This window comes from Streptococcus himalayensis, assembly GCF_001708305.1.
GTDB classification, from domain to species: Bacteria; Bacillota; Bacilli; order Lactobacillales; family Streptococcaceae; genus Streptococcus; species Streptococcus himalayensis.
Genome location: NZ_CP016953.1, coordinates 591,997 through 612,769, shown reverse-complemented (window position 1 = coordinate 612,769; position 20,773 = coordinate 591,997). Strand labels below are relative to the sequence as shown.

Annotated in this window: 19 protein-coding genes and 3 tRNA genes; 11 read left to right on the top strand and 11 right to left on the bottom strand. The window is 37.5% G+C overall.

The features are described from left to right. Positions 1-72 precede the first annotated feature (72 nt). Both BFM96_RS03035 and recF read left to right on the top strand, forming a co-directional pair. Positions 73-450: an RNA-binding S4 domain-containing protein gene (locus BFM96_RS03035; RefSeq protein WP_068990126.1), complete on the top strand. Its 378-nt coding sequence runs from the start codon at positions 73-75 to the stop codon at positions 448-450. 2 nt (positions 451-452) lie between these two features. Beyond that, positions 453-1,544 (top strand): DNA replication/repair protein RecF, encoded by a 1,092-nt coding sequence (recF, locus tag BFM96_RS03030; protein ID WP_068990119.1) that lies wholly within the window; start codon positions 453-455, stop codon positions 1,542-1,544. 128 nt (positions 1,545-1,672) lie between these two features. On the opposite strand, the gene BFM96_RS03025 is transcribed toward recF, so the two are convergent. From BFM96_RS03025 to trpS, 3 genes are all read right to left on the bottom strand, one after another. Then, positions 1,673-2,539 (bottom strand): GRP family sugar transporter, encoded by an 867-nt coding sequence (locus BFM96_RS03025; RefSeq protein WP_068990116.1) that lies wholly within the window; start codon positions 2,537-2,539, stop codon positions 1,673-1,675. A gap of 173 nt (positions 2,540-2,712) precedes the next feature. Next, positions 2,713-4,194 (bottom strand): IMP dehydrogenase, encoded by a 1,482-nt coding sequence (gene guaB, locus BFM96_RS03020; RefSeq protein ID WP_068990111.1) that lies wholly within the window; start codon positions 4,192-4,194, stop codon positions 2,713-2,715. Positions 4,195-4,342: 148 nt separating this feature from the next. Continuing rightward, entirely contained in the window at positions 4,343-5,368 is a 1,026-nt protein-coding gene (gene trpS / locus BFM96_RS03015; protein WP_068990108.1) for a tryptophan--tRNA ligase, read from the bottom strand. Positions 5,369-5,521: 153 nt separating this feature from the next. Between trpS and BFM96_RS03010 the strand changes: the two genes are divergently transcribed. Together BFM96_RS03010 and BFM96_RS03005 are read left to right on the top strand one after the other, a co-directional pair. Next, positions 5,522-7,144 carry an ATP-binding cassette domain-containing protein gene (locus BFM96_RS03010; RefSeq protein ID WP_068990105.1) on the top strand — a complete coding sequence of 541 codons (1,623 nt, stop codon included), beginning with the start codon at positions 5,522-5,524 and terminating at the stop codon, positions 7,142-7,144. A 204-nt stretch (positions 7,145-7,348) separates the two neighbouring features. Further along, positions 7,349-9,937 carry a YfhO family protein gene (locus BFM96_RS03005; RefSeq protein ID WP_068990103.1) on the top strand — a complete coding sequence of 863 codons (2,589 nt, stop codon included), beginning with the start codon at positions 7,349-7,351 and terminating at the stop codon, positions 9,935-9,937. A 152-nt stretch (positions 9,938-10,089) separates the two neighbouring features. On the opposite strand, the gene BFM96_RS11430 is transcribed toward BFM96_RS03005, so the two are convergent. From BFM96_RS11430 to rlmH, 8 genes are all read right to left on the bottom strand, one after another. Further along, positions 10,090-10,215, bottom strand: coding sequence for a hypothetical protein (locus BFM96_RS11430; RefSeq protein ID WP_262981929.1), 126 nt, complete (start codon positions 10,213-10,215; stop codon positions 10,090-10,092). Between the two features lie 3 nt (positions 10,216-10,218). Further along, a tRNA-Asn gene (locus BFM96_RS03000) sits at positions 10,219-10,292 on the bottom strand. Positions 10,293-10,297: 5 nt separating this feature from the next. Next, positions 10,298-10,369, bottom strand: a tRNA-Glu gene (locus tag BFM96_RS02995). Between the two features lie 73 nt (positions 10,370-10,442). After that, positions 10,443-11,186, bottom strand: a complete 744-nt coding sequence (gene comE, locus BFM96_RS02990) for a competence system response regulator transcription factor ComE (RefSeq protein WP_068990101.1) — start codon at positions 11,184-11,186, stop codon at positions 10,443-10,445. Further along, positions 11,183-12,505, bottom strand: coding sequence for a GHKL domain-containing protein (locus BFM96_RS02985; RefSeq protein ID WP_068990095.1), 1,323 nt, complete (start codon positions 12,503-12,505; stop codon positions 11,183-11,185). The genes comE and BFM96_RS02985 overlap by 4 nt, the downstream gene beginning before the upstream one ends. 15 nt (positions 12,506-12,520) lie before the next feature. Continuing rightward, positions 12,521-12,655, bottom strand: coding sequence for a ComC/BlpC family leader-containing pheromone/bacteriocin (locus BFM96_RS10785; RefSeq protein WP_083201733.1), 135 nt, complete (start codon positions 12,653-12,655; stop codon positions 12,521-12,523). Between the two features lie 167 nt (positions 12,656-12,822). After that, positions 12,823-12,896: transfer RNA gene (locus tag BFM96_RS02980), tRNA-Arg, on the bottom strand. A 40-nt stretch (positions 12,897-12,936) separates the two neighbouring features. Further along, positions 12,937-13,416 carry a 23S rRNA (pseudouridine(1915)-N(3))-methyltransferase RlmH gene (gene rlmH / locus BFM96_RS02975; RefSeq protein ID WP_068990092.1) on the bottom strand — a complete coding sequence of 160 codons (480 nt, stop codon included), beginning with the start codon at positions 13,414-13,416 and terminating at the stop codon, positions 12,937-12,939. 204 nt (positions 13,417-13,620) lie between these two features. On the opposite strand from rlmH, the gene BFM96_RS02970 reads away from it, so the two are divergent. The 7 genes from BFM96_RS02970 to ychF all read left to right on the top strand — a co-directional run bounded on the left by BFM96_RS02970 (position 13,621) and on the right by ychF (position 20,681). Beyond that, the gene (locus tag BFM96_RS02970; RefSeq protein ID WP_068990089.1) at positions 13,621-14,796 is read left to right on the top strand and encodes a S1C family serine protease; all 1,176 of its coding nucleotides are present in this window, start codon (positions 13,621-13,623) and stop codon (positions 14,794-14,796) included. Positions 14,797-14,858: 62 nt separating this feature from the next. Further along, positions 14,859-15,626 carry a ParB/RepB/Spo0J family partition protein gene (locus BFM96_RS02965; protein ID WP_068990086.1) on the top strand — a complete coding sequence of 256 codons (768 nt, stop codon included), beginning with the start codon at positions 14,859-14,861 and terminating at the stop codon, positions 15,624-15,626. Between the two features lie 227 nt (positions 15,627-15,853). After that, positions 15,854-17,215: a chromosomal replication initiator protein DnaA gene (gene dnaA / locus BFM96_RS02960; protein WP_068990083.1), complete on the top strand. Its 1,362-nt coding sequence runs from the start codon at positions 15,854-15,856 to the stop codon at positions 17,213-17,215. A gap of 156 nt (positions 17,216-17,371) precedes the next feature. Beyond that, positions 17,372-18,508: a DNA polymerase III subunit beta gene (gene dnaN, locus BFM96_RS02955; RefSeq protein ID WP_068990081.1), complete on the top strand. Its 1,137-nt coding sequence runs from the start codon at positions 17,372-17,374 to the stop codon at positions 18,506-18,508. Next, on the top strand, positions 18,508-18,699 hold the full coding sequence (locus tag BFM96_RS02950) for a DUF951 domain-containing protein (RefSeq protein ID WP_068990079.1): 192 nt from the start codon (positions 18,508-18,510) through the stop codon (positions 18,697-18,699). Before dnaN ends, BFM96_RS02950 begins: the two co-directional genes overlap by 1 nt. Positions 18,700-19,103: 404 nt before the next feature. Beyond that, complete coding sequence (locus tag BFM96_RS02945; RefSeq protein ID WP_068990076.1) at positions 19,104-19,475, top strand: helix-turn-helix domain-containing protein; 372 nt, start codon at positions 19,104-19,106, stop codon at positions 19,473-19,475. Between the two features lie 90 nt (positions 19,476-19,565). Next, positions 19,566-20,681 carry a redox-regulated ATPase YchF gene (gene ychF, locus BFM96_RS02940; protein ID WP_068990073.1) on the top strand — a complete coding sequence of 372 codons (1,116 nt, stop codon included), beginning with the start codon at positions 19,566-19,568 and terminating at the stop codon, positions 20,679-20,681. Positions 20,682-20,773 lie beyond the last annotated feature (92 nt).

The window sequence follows — 20,773 nt, the reverse complement described above, 5'->3', positions numbered from 1 at the left end:
CTAACAGGAAAACTAGATTAAATCACCCTATTCGCTAGAAATATGTTATAATAGCGAAGATTGAGGTGAATTATGGAATATACATTATTTGAAGAATACATTGTCCTACAAGCGCTCCTAAAGGAAATAGGAGTCATTCAAAGTGGCGGAGCCATTAAATCTTTCTTACAAGAAACTCCCGTCTTTCTAAATGGCGAAAAAGAAGAACGCCGACGTAAAAAAATTAGAATTGGAGATGAGATTCGCATCCCAAGCCAAGGAATTACGATTGTGATTCTGGAGCCTAGTGAGTCAGAAATGAAGCAGTACCAAGAAGAGAAAATTGAAAAAGAACGAGTGGCTCAATTGGTTAAAAAAATGAATAAAGATTTGAAAAAATCTAGTCAAAAACCAAAATCTGCCAAAGAAAATAAAGGGAAAAATGCCCCTGTTCGTTTCCCTGGTACCTAATCATGTGGCTAAAATCTCTTACACTCAAAAATTTTCGAAATTACGAGGACATTGCTGTCTCCTTTCATGATGGACTCAATGTCTTTTTAGGACAAAATGCTCAAGGTAAGACCAATATTTTAGAATCTATCTATTTTTTAGCCCTCACCCGAAGCCATCGAACACGTTCAGATAAGGATCTCATCCATTTTACCAGCCAAACAGTCAAGGTTTCCGGAGAATTAGCCAAACAAACAACTACTCTGCCTCTTGACATTGAATTAACTCAAAAAGGACGAATAACAAAGGTTAATCATCTAAAACAGACCAAATTATCCAACTATATTGGTCATATGAACGTAGTTCTCTTTGCACCAGAAGATTTACAGCTTGTAAAAGGTGCTCCTGCACTCCGGCGAAAATTTATAGATATGGAACTGGGGCAGATTAAGCCACTTTATTTATCTGATTTATCCCAATACAACCATATCCTAAAACAAAGAAATGCCTATCTAAAATCAACTGAGAAGATTGATGAAACTTTTTTAGAAGTGCTTGATCAACAGTTAACCGAATTTGGTTGTCGAGTCATGCGGCATCGTATCGATTTTCTAAAAAAGTTAGAGCACTTTGCCCAAGCAAAACATCGTGATATTTCTAACCACCTTGAATTACTCACCATCCGCTACCTTTCTTCTGTTTCTCACGAACCTGTCAACTTAGAAGAAACCTTTCAAACGGCTTTGAAACAGAGTCGAAAACGTGATTTATTTAAAAAAAATACAGGGGTTGGACCTCATCGAGATGACATCGCTTTTTACATCAATGACATGGATGTAAACTTTGGAAGTCAAGGTCAACATCGCAGTGTTGTCCTATCTTTAAAGTTAGCTGAGATTGAATTGATGGAAAGTATCACTAGAGAAAAACCAATTCTGCTACTTGACGATGTCATGAGTGAGCTTGACAATAGTCGTCAACTAAGTTTACTAAAGACAATCTCTCAAAATATCCAAACGTTTATTACTACAACAACCCTGGAACACTTAAAAAATCTCCCAGAAGATTTGAAGATTTTTACTATTAAAGCCGGTAATATTGAAGAAAAAGATTGACAATCACTGTCAATCTTTTTTCAATATCTTGTAAACGATGAAAGGTGAATTTTAATCAACAATCTTTCATTCTCCATGAAATCTATCAACCATCTTTGAATGGACTTCTTTTCAGGATAAGTTTTCAGTTAGGAAGATTTCACAATTCCTAATAGAACAGCTCCAATCACAAAACAAGCAATTCCAATACTTAACCAACGTTTTTCTTTTGCTGTCTTCGTCTCACCCAAAAAGAGAATACCACCAATAATGGAGATAATCACGCCTAATTGAGAAAAACTAAAGGCAATCGCTAGACCAGCCTTTGCCGCCGCAAGTAGCATAAAGATATTTCCAATGCCCCACATGATGCCTACCAAAGCATTTTTTAAAACAACGACTTCTAATCGAATGTGAAATTTCATAGACAGCATTGCACCTAGCACCATTCCGACAGCCATTGGTAGAATAACTGCCAAAGCATCAAAATGCATGATATTGTTAAATAAAATTGCATAGGATAAGTAACCAATCGTTGAATAGGTTAAGGCAGAAAATCCTTTTTTAAAATCAGAACGATTTTCTACAGTTCTCGTATCTGAGTCTTGTTTACTCGTGAAGTAAAATCCTATCACTAAGAGGGATAGAGCAATAAATCCTAAGAAAAATTGAATGGATTTCGTCCATTCTCCAAAAGCAATCGCCCCAATTAAACTACCAAAAACCAGCTGTGCTCCACTAGATAGAGGATTTGCAACAGATACACCCATGTACTGCATCGCTTGAAATTGTCCATATTGCCCCATGGACCAGAGCATACCACCGATTATTCCAAAAATCCAAAGATCAGTTGACATTTCTGGCCTTACTAAACTCCAAACCACTGAAGCAAACAAGAGAGCCCCTACTGTCATTCCAAACGTTTGCTGATTTGGTCTACCACCAATCTTATTACTAACAAAACCAATACTGCCCCAAGCAACCATGGGAACTAGTGCAAATAAAATGCCTTGCATTCTTTCTCCTTTACAATTATATTTACAACTTCGTAAACTATATTTACAAATATGTAAATATAGTTTACTCTTCTAAATTTAAAAATACAGTTCTATATTCTAACACAATACCTTTCTTTTGTAAAGAAAAGACAGAACCTCTGAGAAGATCAGAGGTTCTGTTTGGGTAGGTATTATTGTACAGAGTAGTTTGGTGCTTCGTTGGTGATTTGGACGTCATGCGGATGACTTTCTTTCAAACCAGCACCGCTCATTTCAATAAATTGGGCATTGTCATGTAATTCTTGGATATTAGCTGCACCTACATAGCCCATACCAGAACGGATACCACCAAGCATTTGGAAAACAATATCAGCTGCAGCACCTTTGTAGGCTACACGACCTTCAATTCCTTCTGGAACCAATTTATTCGCTTCATTGACAGAACCTTGGAAGTAACGATCGCTTGAGCCTTTTTTCATCGCTGCAATGGAACCCATTCCACGATAAGTTTTAAATTTACGTCCTTGGAAGATTTCTGTTTCTCCAGGTGCTTCATCTGTTCCTGCAAACATAGAACCAAGCATGACTGCATGTCCACCTGCTGCCAGAGCCTTGACAATATCTCCAGAATACTTGATTCCACCGTCAGCGATGATTGTTTTTCCATATTCACGTGCTACTTGAGCTGCATCATAAATAGCTGTCACTTGTGGCACCCCAACACCTGCAATCACACGAGTTGTACAGATTGAACCTGGTCCAATACCAACTTTCACCACATCAACACCTGCATCGTAAAGAGCACGCGCTCCCTCTGCTGTTGCAATATTTCCAGCAATTAAAGTACGATTTGGGAAATGAGCACGAATTTCAGCAATTTTACGAAGCACACCGGCAGAATGTCCATGAGCAGTATCAATCACAATAGCGTCTGCACCTGCTTCAAAAAGAGCCTCTGCACGTTCAAAGGTATCTGAAGTAACTCCAACTGCACCTGCAACAAGTAGTCGGCCAAATTCATCTTTCGCAGCATTTGGAAACTCAATAACTTTTTCAATGTCTTTAATCGTAATGAGGCCAGACAAGCAACCATTTTCATCTACAAGAGGCAGCTTTTCGATGCGATGTTCTTGAAGAATACTTTCAGCTGTCTCTAAATCCGTCCCAACTGGTGCTGTCACTAGATTTTCGCTGGTCATGTTTGTTGAAATTGGCTGGTCATAATCCGAGATAAAACGCATGTCACGGTTGGTGATAATCCCGACCAATTTCCGATTTTCCATGGTCTCAACAATTGGCACACCGCTGATGCGGTAGCGACCCATAAGCTCATCTGCCTCTTTAATCGTATGGTTGGGGGTGAGAAAGAATGGATCGATGATAACGCCATTTTCAGAGCGTTTTACCTTGCGAACTTCATCGGCTTGTTGTTCAATCGACATGTTTTTGTGAATCACCCCAAGACCACCGGCACGCGCAATGGCAATCGCCATTTTACTCTCTGTTACAGTATCCATGGCCGCTGTAATGATTGGGATATTGAGGGTTAAATTCTTAGCCAGTTTTGTTTGAAGATTGGCATCATTTGGCAAAACATGACTTTCCGCTGGAATAAGCAATACATCATCAAAGGTAAAACCTTTTTTCAAAAATTTTGTGTCCCAATTAGACATCCACAGATTCCTCTTTTCTTTCTTTTTTGAGCTGGGCTCGACTTTATTGTTAATATCATACCATTCTATCTGTATTTGTCAATCATTATCCAATGAAAAATAAAAAACTATCGTATTTATTGAAATACACGATAGTTTTTGAAATTCCTTAGTTAAAATAATGCAACCCCATGGCTGCTTTTACTTCCGATAAAGTTTGAGCAGCTGTTTGCCGTGCCTTTTCACTTCCTTTTTGAAGCATGTTATAAACTTCACCCATGTCTTTCGCAAATTCTAGGCGACGTTCACGAATAGGACCTAGTTCTCGTTCTAAGATTTCTAATAGATAGCGTTTGGTCTTTACATCTCCTAAACCACCCCGTTGATAGTGCTCCTTCATAGCTTCTATTTCCGCTTTATCTTCCTCACGGCCAAAGACATCTAGGTAATGGAAAACCATATTGCCTTCAATCTTTCCTGGATCTTCAACCTTAATATGATCAGGATCTGTATACATACTCATCACTTTTTTCTTCAGAGTATCCATATCATCCGCCAGATAAATCCCATTATTGAGCGACTTAGACATCTTAGCATTGCCATCCAATCCTGGTAATCGACCAGCCCCTTCATGTGTCGGATAAATCCCCTCTGGCTCAACTAGTACATCTGTCTGATAGGCATGATTAAAACTACGGACAATTTCACGTGTCTGCTCAATCATCGGTTTTTGATCGACACCAACTGGTACATAGTTTGCTTTAAAGGCTGTAATATCTGCCGCTTGAGCGATCGGATAGACTAAAAATCCAGTTGGAATACTTTCTCCAAACCCTTTTTGAGCAATCTCAGTCTTAACCGTCGGATTCCGCTCTAAACGCCCTAATGAAACCAAGTTCATATAATACATCGATAACTCAGCCAATTCTGGAATTTGACTTTGAATGAAGATGGTAGATTTTTCAGGATCTAATCCTGCTGCTAGATAATCTAAGGCAACTTGCCCAACCGACTCAACAATCTTTTGTGGCTCCTTAGCATGATCTGTCAAAGCCTGCTGATCTGCTAAAAAGACAAACATTTCATACTGTTCTTCATTTTGTAGACGAACACGATTCTGTAAACTACCGACATAGTGGCCAATATGCAATTTGCCAGTCGGGCGGTCTCCTGTTAAAATAATTGGTTTGGTCATTTTCTTACTCCTTGAATACTTTCCTTTCCATTATACCATGTTCATAAAAAATGAGGAAGATATTTCTGATCCTGAAATAATTCTCCAATCATTTGAAAAAAGTCAGATTTTCTAGTAAAATTGAGGAGAAACATAAGAAATAGGAGAATTATTTTGCTTACAGTATCAGATGTGTCGCTACGTTTTAGCGATCGAAAATTATTTGACGATGTCAATATTAAATTTACAGAAGGAAATACCTACGGTTTAATCGGTGCAAACGGTGCTGGAAAATCTACCTTCCTAAAAATCTTGGCTGGAGATATCGAACCCACAACAGGACATATCTCTCTTGGGCCAGATGAACGCTTATCCGTCCTTCGTCAAAATCATTTTGACTACGAGGAAGAACGGGCTATTGATGTTGTCATTATGGGAAATGAGCACCTTTATAACATCATGAAAGAAAAAGATGCGATTTACATGAAGCCTGATTTTTCTGATGAAGATGGTGTCCGTGCTGCCGAACTGGAGGGAGAATTTGCTGAACTTGGTGGTTGGGAAGCTGAAAGTGAAGCTTCACAGCTCCTTCAAAACTTAAATATCCCTGAAGAACTTCACTATCAAAATATGAGTGAGTTAGCAAACGGTGATAAGGTCAAGGTTCTTCTTGCTAAAGCTCTCTTTGGGAAACCAGATGTGCTTCTTCTGGACGAGCCGACCAATGGTCTAGATATTCAATCTATCACCTGGCTAGAGGATTTCCTGATTGACTTTGACAATACTGTCATCGTTGTATCCCATGACCGCCACTTTTTGAATAAAGTCTGCACCCACATGGCAGACCTTGATTTTGGAAAAATCAAGCTTTATGTCGGAAACTACGATTTCTGGAAAGAATCAAGCGAACTTGCAGCGAAACTCCTCACTGACCGCAATGCCAAAGCAGAAGAAAAAATCAAGCAATTACAAGAATTCGTCGCTCGTTTCTCTGCCAATGCTTCTAAGTCAAAACAAGCAACCTCACGGAAGAAAATGCTTGATAAGATTGAATTAGAGGAAATTGTACCATCAAGCCGTAAATACCCCTTCATCAATTTCAAAGCTGAGCGAGAAATCGGAAATGACCTTCTAACCGTTGAAAATCTCTCTGTTAAGATTGATGGCGAAACAATCTTAGACAACATCAGCTTTATCCTTCGTCCAGGAGACAAAACAGCTCTCATCGGACAAAATGACATCCAGACTACAGCATTGATTCGTGCCATTATGGGAGACATTGACTACGAAGGAACCGTGAAATGGGGAGTGACCACAAGTCAATCCTACCTTCCAAAAGACAATAGCCGTGATTTTGCAAGCGGCGATTCTATCCTTGATTGGCTCCGCCAATTTGCTAGTAAGGAAGAAGATGACAATACCTTCTTGCGTGGATTTTTGGGCCGCATGCTCTTTTCTGGTGATGAAGTAAACAAATCTGTCAATGTTCTCTCAGGGGGGGAAAAAGTGCGCGTGATGCTCTCAAAACTCATGTTGCTGAAATCCAATGTCCTTGTTTTGGACGATCCTACCAATCACTTGGATTTGGAATCTATTTCCAGTCTCAACGACGGGCTTAAAAATTTCAAAGAATCCATTATCTTTGCGAGCCATGACCATGAGTTTATCCAAACCCTTGCCAACCACATTATCGTACTTTCAAAAAATGGGGTCATTGACCGAATTGACGAAACTTACGATGAATTCCTAGAAAATGATGAAGTACAAGCCAAAGTCAAAGAACTTTGGAAAGAATAAACGAACAGAGGTTGAGACGAAGTGTCCCAACCTCTGCTTTTATCCCTCAACTAACTTGACAGAGTCGTTAACGATAGAAGATAGTGTAGCTGATTGATTATTCTTTACATGAGGGCCTGAGAGGCCTCAAGTGCTACCCAATCATCCACTCCTTTTTTATGGTATAATAAAGAAAAATAGCCAAGAAAGAATTTGACATTCCACATGAAAAATAGTTACAACATTCTCAAAAAACATGGGCATTATCCTGCAGCTTTTCTCATTCCTGCACTCATTATGACCGTTTCCTATGCTAGTCAAGGAATTTATTGGGGCAGTTCGACCTCTCCCTTACTTGGCGATGGTTTTCATCAATACGTGATTTTCGATACCACACTTCGAAATATCCTCCATGGTTCTGATAGCCTTTTTTATACCTTCACCAGTGGACTAGGTCTTAATTTCTATGCTTTATCCAGCTACTATTTAGGCAGTTTTCTATCTCCTTTGGTTTATTTTTTCGATGTTCATAGTATGCCAGATGCAGTCTATTTATTGACAATTCTTAAATTTGGACTTATGGGATTGACCAGTTTTATGAGCTTAAAGGGAATTTTTAAACACATCTCTCATCCACATTTACTCTTACTGTCAACATCCTATGCACTGATGAGTTTTGCAACTAGCCAATTAGAAATTAAAACTTGGTTAGATGTCTTTATCCTTTTTCCTATTATCCTACTTGGTTTACACCGATTGATTACTCAAAGAAAACGCGTTCTCTACTTTACAAGTCTGTCAATCTTATTTATCCAAAATTATTATTTTGGATACATGGTCGCTATTTTCTTAACTCTCTGGTATCTAGTTCAACTATCTTGGGATTTTAAACAGCGAATAAAAAGCTTTGGAGATTTTTTCTTTGTCTCCCTTTTAGCTGGATTGACCAGCATGATTATGCTTCTTCCCACATTTTTAGATTTGAGAACCCACGGTGAGAAGTTGACAAAGGTGTCAACATTATGGACAGAAGATAGTTGGTATCTTGATTTCTTCGCTAAAAATTTCATCGGCTCTTTTGACACCACAAAATACGGATCCATTCCTATGATTTATGTTGGATTGATTCCACTCATCTTTGCTGTTCTATTTTTCTTCCTAAAACAGATCCAGTTTCACGTGAAACTTTTATATGGATTGCTCCTTGGCATTCTCATTGCAAGTTTTTATCTCTCTCCTTTAGATTTATTCTGGCAGGGTATGCACGCGCCAAATATGTTTCTCCATCGCTATTCTTGGCTCCTTTCAGTGGTCATTCTTTATATGGCAGCTGAAAGTTTAGAACGCTTAAAAGACATTCACCTGTGGCATTTTCTCCTTTCATTTTTCTTATTGTTCATCGGCTTTCTAGCAACCTTTATCTATCGGCAACACTATGATTTTCTAGGAATGGTTCAGTACACTCTTACGGTCGAATTCCTCGTTGCCTATCTCCTTATCTTTACAACCTTTTTTAAAAAATCTCTTCCAAAACACATCTTTCTGCTAGCCAGTCTCTTCTTTGCAGTATTTGAATTGGGACTTAACACTTTTTATCAAATCGATGGTATCGCCTCTGAATGGGTATTTTCCAGTCGAGATTCCTATGCGAAAGATAGCCAAGAAATGAACAAACTCGTAAATTTTGCCAAACAAGAGAATGACGAATTTTTCCGAACTGAAAAACTAGTAGCCCAAACTGGAAATGACAGTATGAAATACAACTACAATGGCATTTCACAATTTTCCTCTGTCCGAAATACTGCGGCAAGTTCTACAATGGACAAATTAGGATTCAAATCTTCTGGGACCAATCTCAATCTCCGCTATCAAAATAACAGTATTCTCATGGATAGCTTAATGGCTATTAAGTATAACATTTCTGAATCAAATCCTAACAAATACGGATTTACACCGCTTGAAACAGCAGAGCACTTGACCTTATTTGAAAATAAAAATTCCCTCCCCCTTGCAATACTGTCAAACAATCGTTACAAAGATGTCAAGTTCGATAACCTAACCTTAGACAATCAAAGTAAGTTTCTCAATCAATTATCCGGTCTGGATTTGCAGTATTACTATCGACTAACCCCTAAAGATTCACAAGCTACACAAGAGATTAACGGCCGAATCACTGTCAATGCTGATGCCTCTAACGATGAGCATATAGCCAGTGCCAGCTACACAATAGATATCCCAGCAAACAGCCAAGTCTATCTCACACTTGCACATCTGACTTTTTCAAATAGTGACAAAGAAGCAGTCGACATCACTGTCAATGATCAAACAATGCACTATTCTCTCAACAATGTCTTCCCCTTCTTTAATTTAGGATATTTTAAAGAGAAAACAACGGCAACCATTCGAATTTCCTTTCCAGACAATAAGCATGTTTCCTTCAACACTCCTGAATTTTATCGTGTCAATACGGAACATTTCCAAGAAGCAATTGATACAATCAAAGAGCAAGATGTAACTGTAATATCTTCCAAAAATACCGTAACAGCTCACTACCAAGCTCAGAAAGATACCTCTCTTATCTTTACTCTTCCCTACGATAAGGGATGGACAGCCACTCAAGACGGCAAACCATTACCTATTCAGAAAGTTCAAAAAGGATTGATGAAAGTAGATGTCAAAAAAGGAAATGGGATAGTCACTCTTCATTTTATCCCTCAAGGGTTCAAAATAGGGAGTATTTGCTTCTTTTCTGGCATTCTATTATTTATCTTCTACCATCGATGGCAAAACAGACAGACAAACAGACATTCCTAGATCCTAAAAATAGCAAACAACAAATATACAAAAAGACTTAAAACCAACAGATTCCAAACCTTGGTTTTAAGTCTTTTACGTTCTTTCAAAAAAATTGGTCAGTATAAAATTATCGAAATAGAGATTCTATACATCAGCTCCTCAACAAGCTGTCAATCTCCAACCTCTCCTATACAGAGGATAAAAAAATTTATTTCTTGAGATTGTTTCGTTTGATAAAAAATTTGCTTAAAAATATATAAAAAAACCTTGTTAAGCAAGGTTTCATCTGGTTCCATGAACTCCGCCAGTAGGACTCGAACCTACGACATCATGATTAACAGTCATGCGCTACTACCAACTGAGCTATGGCGGATAATATAGTCCGTACGGGATTCGAACCCGTGTTACCGCCGTGAAAAGGCGGTGTCTTAACCCCTTGACCAACGGACCATATGTTCGTTAACAGAACATATACTATTATACCAGTTTGAAAAACTTTGTCAATACTTTTTTGAAAAAAATTTTATTTTTCTTCCAACAAAGTTTTTAATTTGCCAACTTTCATTCGAGTAATTGGACAGCGATGATTTTCATAAAAAATAATTTCCTTGCTTTTCTTATCATAGCCTTGAATATTCCCAATATTTGCTAAATAAGACTTATGACAAGAGAAAAAACGATTGCTTTTCTCATCTTTTTCTTGAATATCAGAAATGGTTCCATAAAATTCCTTAAAGAAATTCTTCCCTACAATCCGTAGTTTATGAGAAGCACCTGTTGTCTCAATATAAAGAATATCCTGATAAGGAATTCTGACCTCACCACCACGGTAGCTATATTCGAAATAATCGACCATATCTTGATTTTCAAGCAAGGTTGATTTAGTATATTCGATAGCACTTTGAATGTGTTCTTTAAAGGCATCATCCCCCAAATTTTTATCAATAAAATCAAGTGCTGACACCTTATATTTAAAGGTCAAGGTTGCAAATTCTGATTTCGTGGTCACAAACACAATAATGGCATAAGGATTGTGCTGACGAATAAAACGAGCAATTTCTAATCCTTTTGTCTCTTCCCCTTTTATATCAATATCTAAGAAATATAGCTGATTCACTTCTTCATTTTCGACATATTCCTTAAATTCACTAATTTTCCCGGTAGTTGTCACTTTGATTGCAAATCCCATCTCCTCTGAAATAGTTGCTAAAGTGCTCTCCATTCGAATTTGATGAGTCAATTCATCTTCCAATACTAAAACTTTCATAATCGATAAACCTTTCTAATTCTTAACACTTGTGTAAAATGCTCTTTTGTGATTTCTGTATCTAAAACCAATCCTTCGTATTGGTCAATCATTTCCTTAACAGTCGTCAAACCAGTCCCACGACCTTCACCTTTGGTAGAAAAATTCCGTTGATAGACAGAGTTTAATTGTAAGTTTTGATCCTTGCGTGAATTTTGAATGACTAAAATTACTTCTCCCTCCAAATCAACCAAGGAAACATTTAGGGTTTTGGCAATACTTTCTGCCGCACCTTCAACCGCATTATTTAACAAAATACTCGTCATCCGAACCAAATCAAGAAGTTGAATTGGCAATTTTCCAACATAATCTTTGATTTCAAATGTCAACTCAATCTGATGCTCACGTGCCTTGAACAAGGTTTGAGTAAGCATACTTCGCAAAGCTGAATCTCCCACATTATTCAAATCAAACGAAGTGTATCTATCAGAACTCAATTTTTCATTTGCACGAACCAACACATCTTGATAAATTCGCTCAACCTCTGCCATATTTTGACTGTCAATAGCTGCTTGAAAACTGACCAGCATCCCTCCATAATCATGGCGAAAACCTTTAATTTCATTATACAAATCCACAATTTCATCCGTATATTGCTGCAATTGTAGCTGCTCTTTCTTTTTTTGCTCCAACTCCACTTCTTTTTCAAATTTTTCACGAATAGACTTTAAGTATAGGAGTGTAGCAATAAATGCCAAAAAGCAAATAGTGGTTATCATACTTGCAAAACTATTGAAAGTTGTAAAATTACTAATCCAGTGAGAAATGTTCAAAAAAAGATGAACTCCAAGTAAAAAAGAGGTTACTGTTCTCAAATACTCCCTAAAGTACGGTTCTAAAAATTTATAGATATTAATGTCAAAATAATCAATTAACTTTAAAATAATAAACAATGATAACAAATCAATTGCAATAAAGTAAATGCCAGAATAATTTGTTACAAAATCATCTCCAGTCACTGATGATATGATTACTGACAAGAAGGTTTCTGAGGTTAATGCTGCCTGATAGACTAGCATAGTTAAAAAAGCAGCAATTAATTTCGTATCTTTCTCATATTTCCGTAAATAAAAGTAAATAAACAGAGGTTCAATAACATAAAAAGAATACCAAGCTAGCACCCCTATATATCCTATAATATCTTTTAGCAATAGAAATCCAAAGCACAGAAAAGTAAAGGGAAGATTTACTTTCTTCTCTTTACAAATTTTTTTATAAATTAATGTAAATGATAAAATATCTATAAATAGTAAGACAAAATATAGTATATTCATATTTATTTTTCCTTAATTATTTTATTTCTTTCTGAAAAAAGGTGTCAATACAGGATTAATCTTTCGCATATCCCCACCAATGGTTTGTTTCAATTCGTCTGATTTTAAAGCCTCAAATTGTGCTAATCCTTTAAAAGTTTTTTCCATCGTTTTCATTTGTGAATCTCCTTAAATTCTTATTTGATATTTTGTAAGCTGCCTTACATCTATCATTCTACACCTCCCTGTCACAATTGTGGGAAAATTCTCTCAAAAGTCATTTTTTGTCCCCCAACGGTCATGTTGCAGAACAAAAAAAGAGCCGGATAGCCAGCTCTTTAGTCTGATCCCAGCAGGATTCGAACCTGCGACCGTTCGCTTAGAAGGCGAATGCTCTATCCAGCTGAGCTATGAGACCAATACCTCTCTATTCTATCAAAAAAAGTTCATTTCGTCAATCACTTATGATACGGACTTCCTTGATTTATCATAAAAGCACGGTAGATTTGCTCGACTAAGACCAATCGCATCAACTGATGAGGAAGTGTCATCTTTCCAAAACTGAGGAGAAGCTGTGCTCTTTTTTTTACCCGCTCATCTAGCCCTAAGCTTCCTCCAATCACAAATGTCAAATCTGAAAAGCCACGAATCGCTGTATCTGCTAAAACCTGACTAAACTCTTCCGACGAATAATTCTTCCCTTCAATCGCTAAGGCAATGACAAATTCTCGATCTTGAATTTTTCCTAAGATACGTTCTCCCTCTTTTTCCAGAATCTGCTGTTTTTCTGCCTGACTGGCCTTGTCTGGCGTTTTTTCGTCTGGTAATTCTATTATGTCAACCTTGGCAAATCTTCCTATCCTTTTGACATACTCAGCAAGACCATCCTTAAGATACTTCTCTTTTAATTTTCCTACGGTTACAAGTTTTATTTTCATATTCCTATTGTAGCATATCCACACTGATTTCACATCTTATTCACATGTGGATAAGAAAAAAATGTTTTAAAAATCCCAAGCAATATTGGAGAAATTCACACTTCAAGAAAGTTATCCACAATTTGTGGAAAAGTTTTGGGATTTAAGTTATAATTAAGTTACCTTTACTATACTTTCATTAATTGAAAATCACAGGAGGAAGATATGAAACATTCTTCAAATTTCTTCAAAAAAATCATGCAACTACTCACTGTTCTTGTGGTCGGATTTGTCGGAGGAGTGGCAGGAACCTATCTGACGAATCCATCCCCTAAGCAGTCCACCACAACAACGACTACTGCTGGAAAGACTGTTCCGACTAGTTACAAGAATACAACCTCAACGTCAGAAGCTGTGGATAAAGTCAAAAATGCAGTTGTATCTGTCATTACTTATGCTGAAACGAACAAGCAAGGTTTTCTATTTGGCAATGACAATGCTGATTCTTCCCAACAAGTGGCTAGCGAGGGATCTGGCGTTATTTATAAAAAAGAAGGAAAATATGCCTATTTAGTGACCAATACGCACGTTATCAATGGTGCTTCTAAAGTAGATATTCGTCTAGCAGATGGCAAGAAAGTAGCAGGTGACATCGTTGGAACAGATGTTTATTCAGATATTTCTGTTGTGCGTATTAGCTCTGAGGAAGTTGATACTGTCGCTGAATTCGGTGATTCAGACAATCTGACTGTCGGAGAAACTGCTATTGCGATTGGAAGCCCCCTTGGCTCAGATTATGCCAATACCGTTACACAGGGCATTGTCTCTAGTTTAAATAGAACCGTATCCCTAAGAGCAGAAGACGGACAAGCCATCTCGACACAAGCCATTCAAACCGATACAGCAATCAACCCAGGAAATTCTGGAGGTCCTCTCATCAACATCCAAGGACAAGTCATTGGAATCAATTCTAGTAAGATTGCAACAGATGGACAAAATTCTGTCGAAGGACTTGGTTTTGCAATCCCAGCCAACGATGTTCAAAATATCATCAAACAGTTAGAAGAAAATGGCAGCGTCATCCGTCCAGCACTTGGAATCCAAATGATTGATATGAGCCATATTACCAGCTCTGATTTAGCTCGTCTCAATCTTCCTGATAAGATCAGAAATGGAGTCATTGTCCGCTCTGCTCAAACAGGGATGCCGGCTGAAGGAAAATTAGAGAAATATGATGTCATTACCAAAATTGACGACCAAGAAATTTCTTCCACCACTGACCTCCAATCCGCCCTTTACAAGCATAGTATTGGAGATGAGATTTCTATCACCCTTTACCGAAATGGAAAAGAAAAAACAGTTTCTATCACATTAACCAAATCAACCCAGGACTTATCTTAATCCTTTACAATCATGTCAACACACCTTTACAGAATCGTAAAGGTGTGTTATGCTAATTACGTATGGAACATTATCAACAAATCCCGTTAAGCGATATTCAAGTCAATCCTTATCAACCTCGTAAAGAATTTGACCCTAAAAAATTACAAGAATTAGCCCAATCTATCCGAGAAAATGGCATTATCCAACCAATTATTGTTCGAAAGTCTAATATCATCGGCTATGAATTACTAGCAGGAGAAAGACGATTTCGAGCAGCCAAACTGGCTGGATTGACAAAAATTTCAGCTATTATCAAGGAGTTGAGCGATGATGACATGATCCAGCATGCAATCATTGAAAATTTACAAAGAGAAAATCTCAATCCTATCGAAGAAGCCGAGTCCTATCAACATCTCATTGACAGAGGATTGACACATCAAGAAATTGCAGAAAGCATAGGAAAGTCTCGTCCTTATATTAGCAATATTCTTCGTTTACTGGCCCTACCTGATGACATTCAAAAATCCGTTAAAGATGGACGGTTATCCCAAGCACACGCGCGTGTCTTAATTCCCTTAAAAAAAGAGGAACAGGAACACTGGTTTCAAATTATCGAAAAAGAAGCCCCTTCTGTCAGATGGCTAGAGAAGGCTATCCAGACCTCAACATTAAACAAGAAGACCAATCAAAAATCTCAATTTATCCAAGCAGAGGAAGAGAAACTTCGGAAAAAATTGGGGGTCGAGGTTCAGATTAAGATTCGTAGCCAAAAGGAGCAAAATGGAACCCTCTCGATTTCATTTTCAAATCTTGAAGAATATCAAAGAATTATTAACAGCTTCAAATAAGGCTGTTATTTTTTTTCGTCTCTGCACAGAGTTATACACGAGAAAAATACCGTTATACCAAGTTTTCTCTTTAATTTCCACAAGCTGTGGAAAACAGAAGCACACACTGTGAATTTGTTTCCACAAGCTGTGGAAAACTTTAAAAGTTTGTGGTATAATTATCCTGTGGAAAACTAAAAGATTTTATGATACAATAAGAAAACTCACTATTAGCAAAGGAGGTTCCGATGACAAAAGAAGAAGAGTTTTGGCAAAGGGTTCTACTCTTAGCCAAAGAAAAAATTACGTCTACAACATATAGCTATTTTATAGCTGAGGCAAAGTTGCTAAGTATTCGAGAGAGTAAAGCAACTATTTTCCTTGATACTCCTGTCAAGGAGCTATTTTGGACTCAAAATCTGGCAGATGTCATTATTACAGCAGGCTTTGAAATTTTTAACCAAGAAATTAGTGCTCACTATGTCTTTAGTGATGAAGAGGTTTCTAACCCCGAAGAAAACAGTCTGACAGAGAGCTCTAGCCCAAGTGCAAGCTATCAACTCGAACAGCTCCCTCCTCTAAAAACAGGCCTCAAAGAAAAATATACCTTTGATAATTTTGTCCAAGGGCCTGGCAATGAATGGGTTAAGGCTGCAGCACTAGCTGTATCAGAAGATCTTGCAACCACCTATAATCCTCTCTTTATCTATGGAGGTCCAGGACTTGGAAAAACTCATTTACTACATGCTATTGGCAATCAAATATTAGAAAATATCCCTAACGCACGGGTCAAATACATCCCAGCTGAAACCTTTATCAATGATTTTCTAGATCATTTAAGGCTGGGAGAAATGGACAAATTCAAGAGAACCTACCGTAATCTTGATCTCCTTTTGATTGACGATATTCAATCTTTAGGTGGAAAAAAAGTCTCTACCCAAGAAGAATTCTTCAATACCTTTAATAGCCTGCATGGGGATAATAAACAGATTGTCTTGACCAGTGACCGAAGTCCAGACCACCTCGATAATTTGGAAGAACGACTGGTGACGCGCTTTAAATGGGGATTAACCCAAAACATCACTCCTCCTGATTTTGACACACGTGTTGCAATCCTACTGAACAAAACTGAAAAACTTCCCTATCATTTTCCCAATGATACATTGGAATATTTGGCTGGTCAGTTTGATTCAAATGTCCGTGATTTAGAAGGTGCTTTAAATGATATCAGTTTGATTGCCAAAGTTCATCAAATAAAGGAAATCACGATTGATGTCGCAGCAAAAGCGATTCGAGCTAGAAAACAAGATGCCAGTCAAATCCTTGTTATTCCTATCGAGAAAATCCAAACAGAAGTTGGAAATTTCTACGGAGTTAGCGTCAAAGAAATGAAGGGAAGCAGACGAATTCAAAATATCGTTCAGGCTCGTCAAGTAGCTATGTATCTCGCCCGCGAGATGACCGATAACAGTCTTCCTAAAATTGGACGGGAATTTGGAGGAAAAGACCATACCACGGTCATGCATGCCTACGATAAGATTAAAAAGTGGCTGGAAACTGATGATACTTTGCGTCTTGAAATTGAAAGCATCAAAAAGAAAATCAATTAACTGTGGATAACTTTTGAATTCCACCTTACTTTTTCCACAATTTTTAAACACGCGCAAAATCTTGATGTACTCAGCATCTGGATACTTTTCCACAGGTTCCACACGCTCTACTATTACTATTAACCTTATTATACTAGATAAAATAAAGGAGAATTCATGATTCATTTTTCAATCAATAAAAATTTATTTTTGCAAGCTCTAACAACTACTAAACGAGCGATTAGTCATAAAAATGCGATTCCAATCTTATCGACCATCAAAATTGATGTCAGCAATGAAGGAATTACCTTAATTGGTTCAAATGGACAAATTTCTATTGAAAACTTTATTTCTGTTAAAAATGAAAATGCAGGGTTATTGATTAATTCTCTAGGTTCCATTCTTTTAGAAGCAAACTTTTTTATCAATATTGTTTCCAGTCTTCCAGATATTACCCTAGATTTTAAGGAAATTGAACAAAAACAGGTCGTTCTAGTCAGTGGAAAATCAGAAATTACTCTAAAAGGAAAAGATCCTGATCAATATCCTCGGATTCAGGAGGTTGCTGCAAGTAATCCTCTGATTTTAGAAACGAAGATTCTCAAACAAATCATCAATGAAACAGCTTTTGCAGCCAGTACGCAAGAAAGTCGTCCTATTTTAACAGGGGTTCATTTTGTTTTAACAGATAATCAATCCTTAAAAACAGTGGCAACAGACTCCCATCGAATGAGTCAAAAGAAGATCACCTTGGAGAAAACAGGAGATAATTTTGATGTTGTGATTCCTAGTCGCTCCCTACGCGAATTTTCAGCCGTTTTTACGGACGATATTGAAACGGTGGAGATTTTCTTCGCCAATAACCAATTGCTCTTTAGAAGTGAAAATATTAGCTTCTACACACGCCTGTTAGAAGGAAATTATCCTGATACGGATCGTTTGATTCCAACTGAATTTACCAATGTGGTGACTTTTACCACCAATAAACTCCGTCAGTCCATGGAACGAGCTCGTTTGTTATCTAATGCGACACAAAATGGGACTGTCAAATTAGAAATTGCAAAAGGAGTCGTACGTGCCCATGTTCATTCACCTGAAGTCGGTCGAGTGGATGAAGAAATTGATACGGTCCATTCTTCTGGAGAGGAGTTAGCCATTAGCTTTAATCCAACATACTTAATCGAAGCCTTAAAGGCTATTGACAGTGAGGAAGTAACAATTAGCTTTATTTCAGCTGTTCGTCCGTTTACGTTAGTTCCGGAAGATGATACGGATAGCTTTATTCAATTGATTACGCCAGTGAGAACAAACTAATGTATGAAGTTGGAAGTTTAGTCGAAATGAAAAAACCTCATGCTTGTACAATAAAATCGACAGGCAAAAAGGCCAATTGTTGGGAAGTTAAACGTCTTGGTGCTGATATTAAAATCCGCTGCACGAATTGTGACCATCTAATCATGATGAGCCGGTATGACTTTGAACGAAAATTAAAAAAAATACTATAGAAAAAGAGGGGATGCAAACAATCTCCTCTTTATGGTTTCTTTAGAGATTCGAAGGAGCCATTTTTGACTTCCTTGAATTCAGTTTGATTGAGTAGAGTAGTACTAGATTTGAAGCGAATGTTTCCTCTTGAAAATCAATGGAGTGTGTAATCCATTTTTTATTTGTACATAGCTATAGCTGGTTCTAAGTGTTTTTTTCATCAAAACCTCCTTTATTACAAGAATATTGATATATGTATAAAAAAATTCTTATCTCTCATTGTTTTGTCAACTGTGTAAAGCCTTATCTGAAGCTAATATGAGCCCTCTTTGCAACTTCCAGTTGCGGAGAAAAGTGCTTTTCAAATATCACTGATTGGCTTATAATGAACATAAAAGTACAAATAATAAAGGAGGTCGTTGTTATGAAAACATTCTCAGAGCAACTAAAAGCACTACGTGTAGCTAAGAGTCTTTCTCAAGAAGAGCTGGCTCAAAAACTATTTATTTCACGTCAATCCATTTCCAAATGGGAAAACGGCGATGCAACACCCGATATGGAAAATCTTATCACATTAGCTACATGTTTAGAGGTCAGTCTGGATGAGTTGGTCTTAGCAAAAACTCCAGAAGTGAGAATTGAAAGAGTTTTTGAAAAAAAGAAGGTCGATATAAAGGAGTTGATTAGACTTTACTGGATTATAGTTGCCAATGTCCTTGCTACTCTATTGATTATTTTTTTGATTTATTGTTTTCTAAATCTTATAGGAGTTTGGGGAACTACTTCTCTTAATTAGTTCCTAAAAAAGTCTGTCGTTTGATAGGCTTTTTTACTTGATTTTATGCTATAATAGGTTTGATTGAAATTTTTGAATGGAGAAATAGAAATGGCTTTAACAGCAGGTATCGTTGGGTTGCCCAATGTTGGGAAATCAACCCTATTTAATGCAATTACAAAAGCAGGAGCAGAAGCCGCAAACTACCCGTTTGCGACCATTGATCCCAATGTTGGACGAGTAGAGGTTCCAGATGCACGATTGGATAAACTAACAGAGTTGATCAAACCGCAGAAGAAAGTTCCAACGACCTTTGAATTTACAGATATTGCTGGAATTGTCAAAGGGGCTTCTAAAGGGGAAGGTCTTGGAAATAAATTCTTGGCCAATATCCGTGAAGTTGATGCCATTGTTCATGTCGTTCGTGCCTTTGATGATGAAAATGTCATGCGGGAACAAGGGCGTGAGTCTGCTTTTGTGGATCCAATGGCCGATATTGAAACAATCAATTTAGAATTGATTTTGGCAGATTTAGAGAGTGTCAACAAACGCTATGCGCGTGTAGAAAAAATGGCTCGTACGCAAAAAGATAAGGATTCTGTTGCAGAATTTACTGTTCTACAAAAAATCAAACCAGTCTTAGAAGATGGCTTATCTGCTCGTACGATTGAATTTAATGAGGAAGAGCAAAAAGTGGTGAAAGGATTATTCCTTTTAACGACAAAACCAGTTCTTTATGTGGCAAATGTTAGCGAAGAGGATGTGGCAGATCCAGATAATATTAACTACGTGAAGCAAATTCGTGAGTTTGCAGCGACAGAAAATGCAGAAGTAGTCGTTATTTCAGCACGTGCAGAAGAAGAAATTTCTGAACTTGATGAAGCAGATAAGGCAGAATTTTTAGAAGCAATGGGCTTAACGGAGTCAGGTGTTGATAAATTAACACGAGCTGCCTATCATTTGCTGGGTCTAGGAACCTATTTTACAGCAGGAGAAAAGGAAGTCCGTGCTTGGACCTTTAAACGTGGGATGAAAGCTCCACAAGCTGCCGGTATCATCCATTCTGACTTTGAAAAAGGTTTTATCCGAGCAGTTACCATGTCTTATGATGATTTGGTAAAGTATGGCAGTGAAAAATCCGTCAAAGAAGCAGGACGTTTGCGTGAAGAAGGCAAAGAATACCTTGTTCAGGATGGGGATATTATGGAATTCCGCTTCAATGTATAGATGAGACGACTACCTGTCTAGTATGAGCAGGATGCTAGGAATAGTTTTCTAGGTTGGGATAGATTATCCCAGCCTCGTTTTGGTATTGTAAA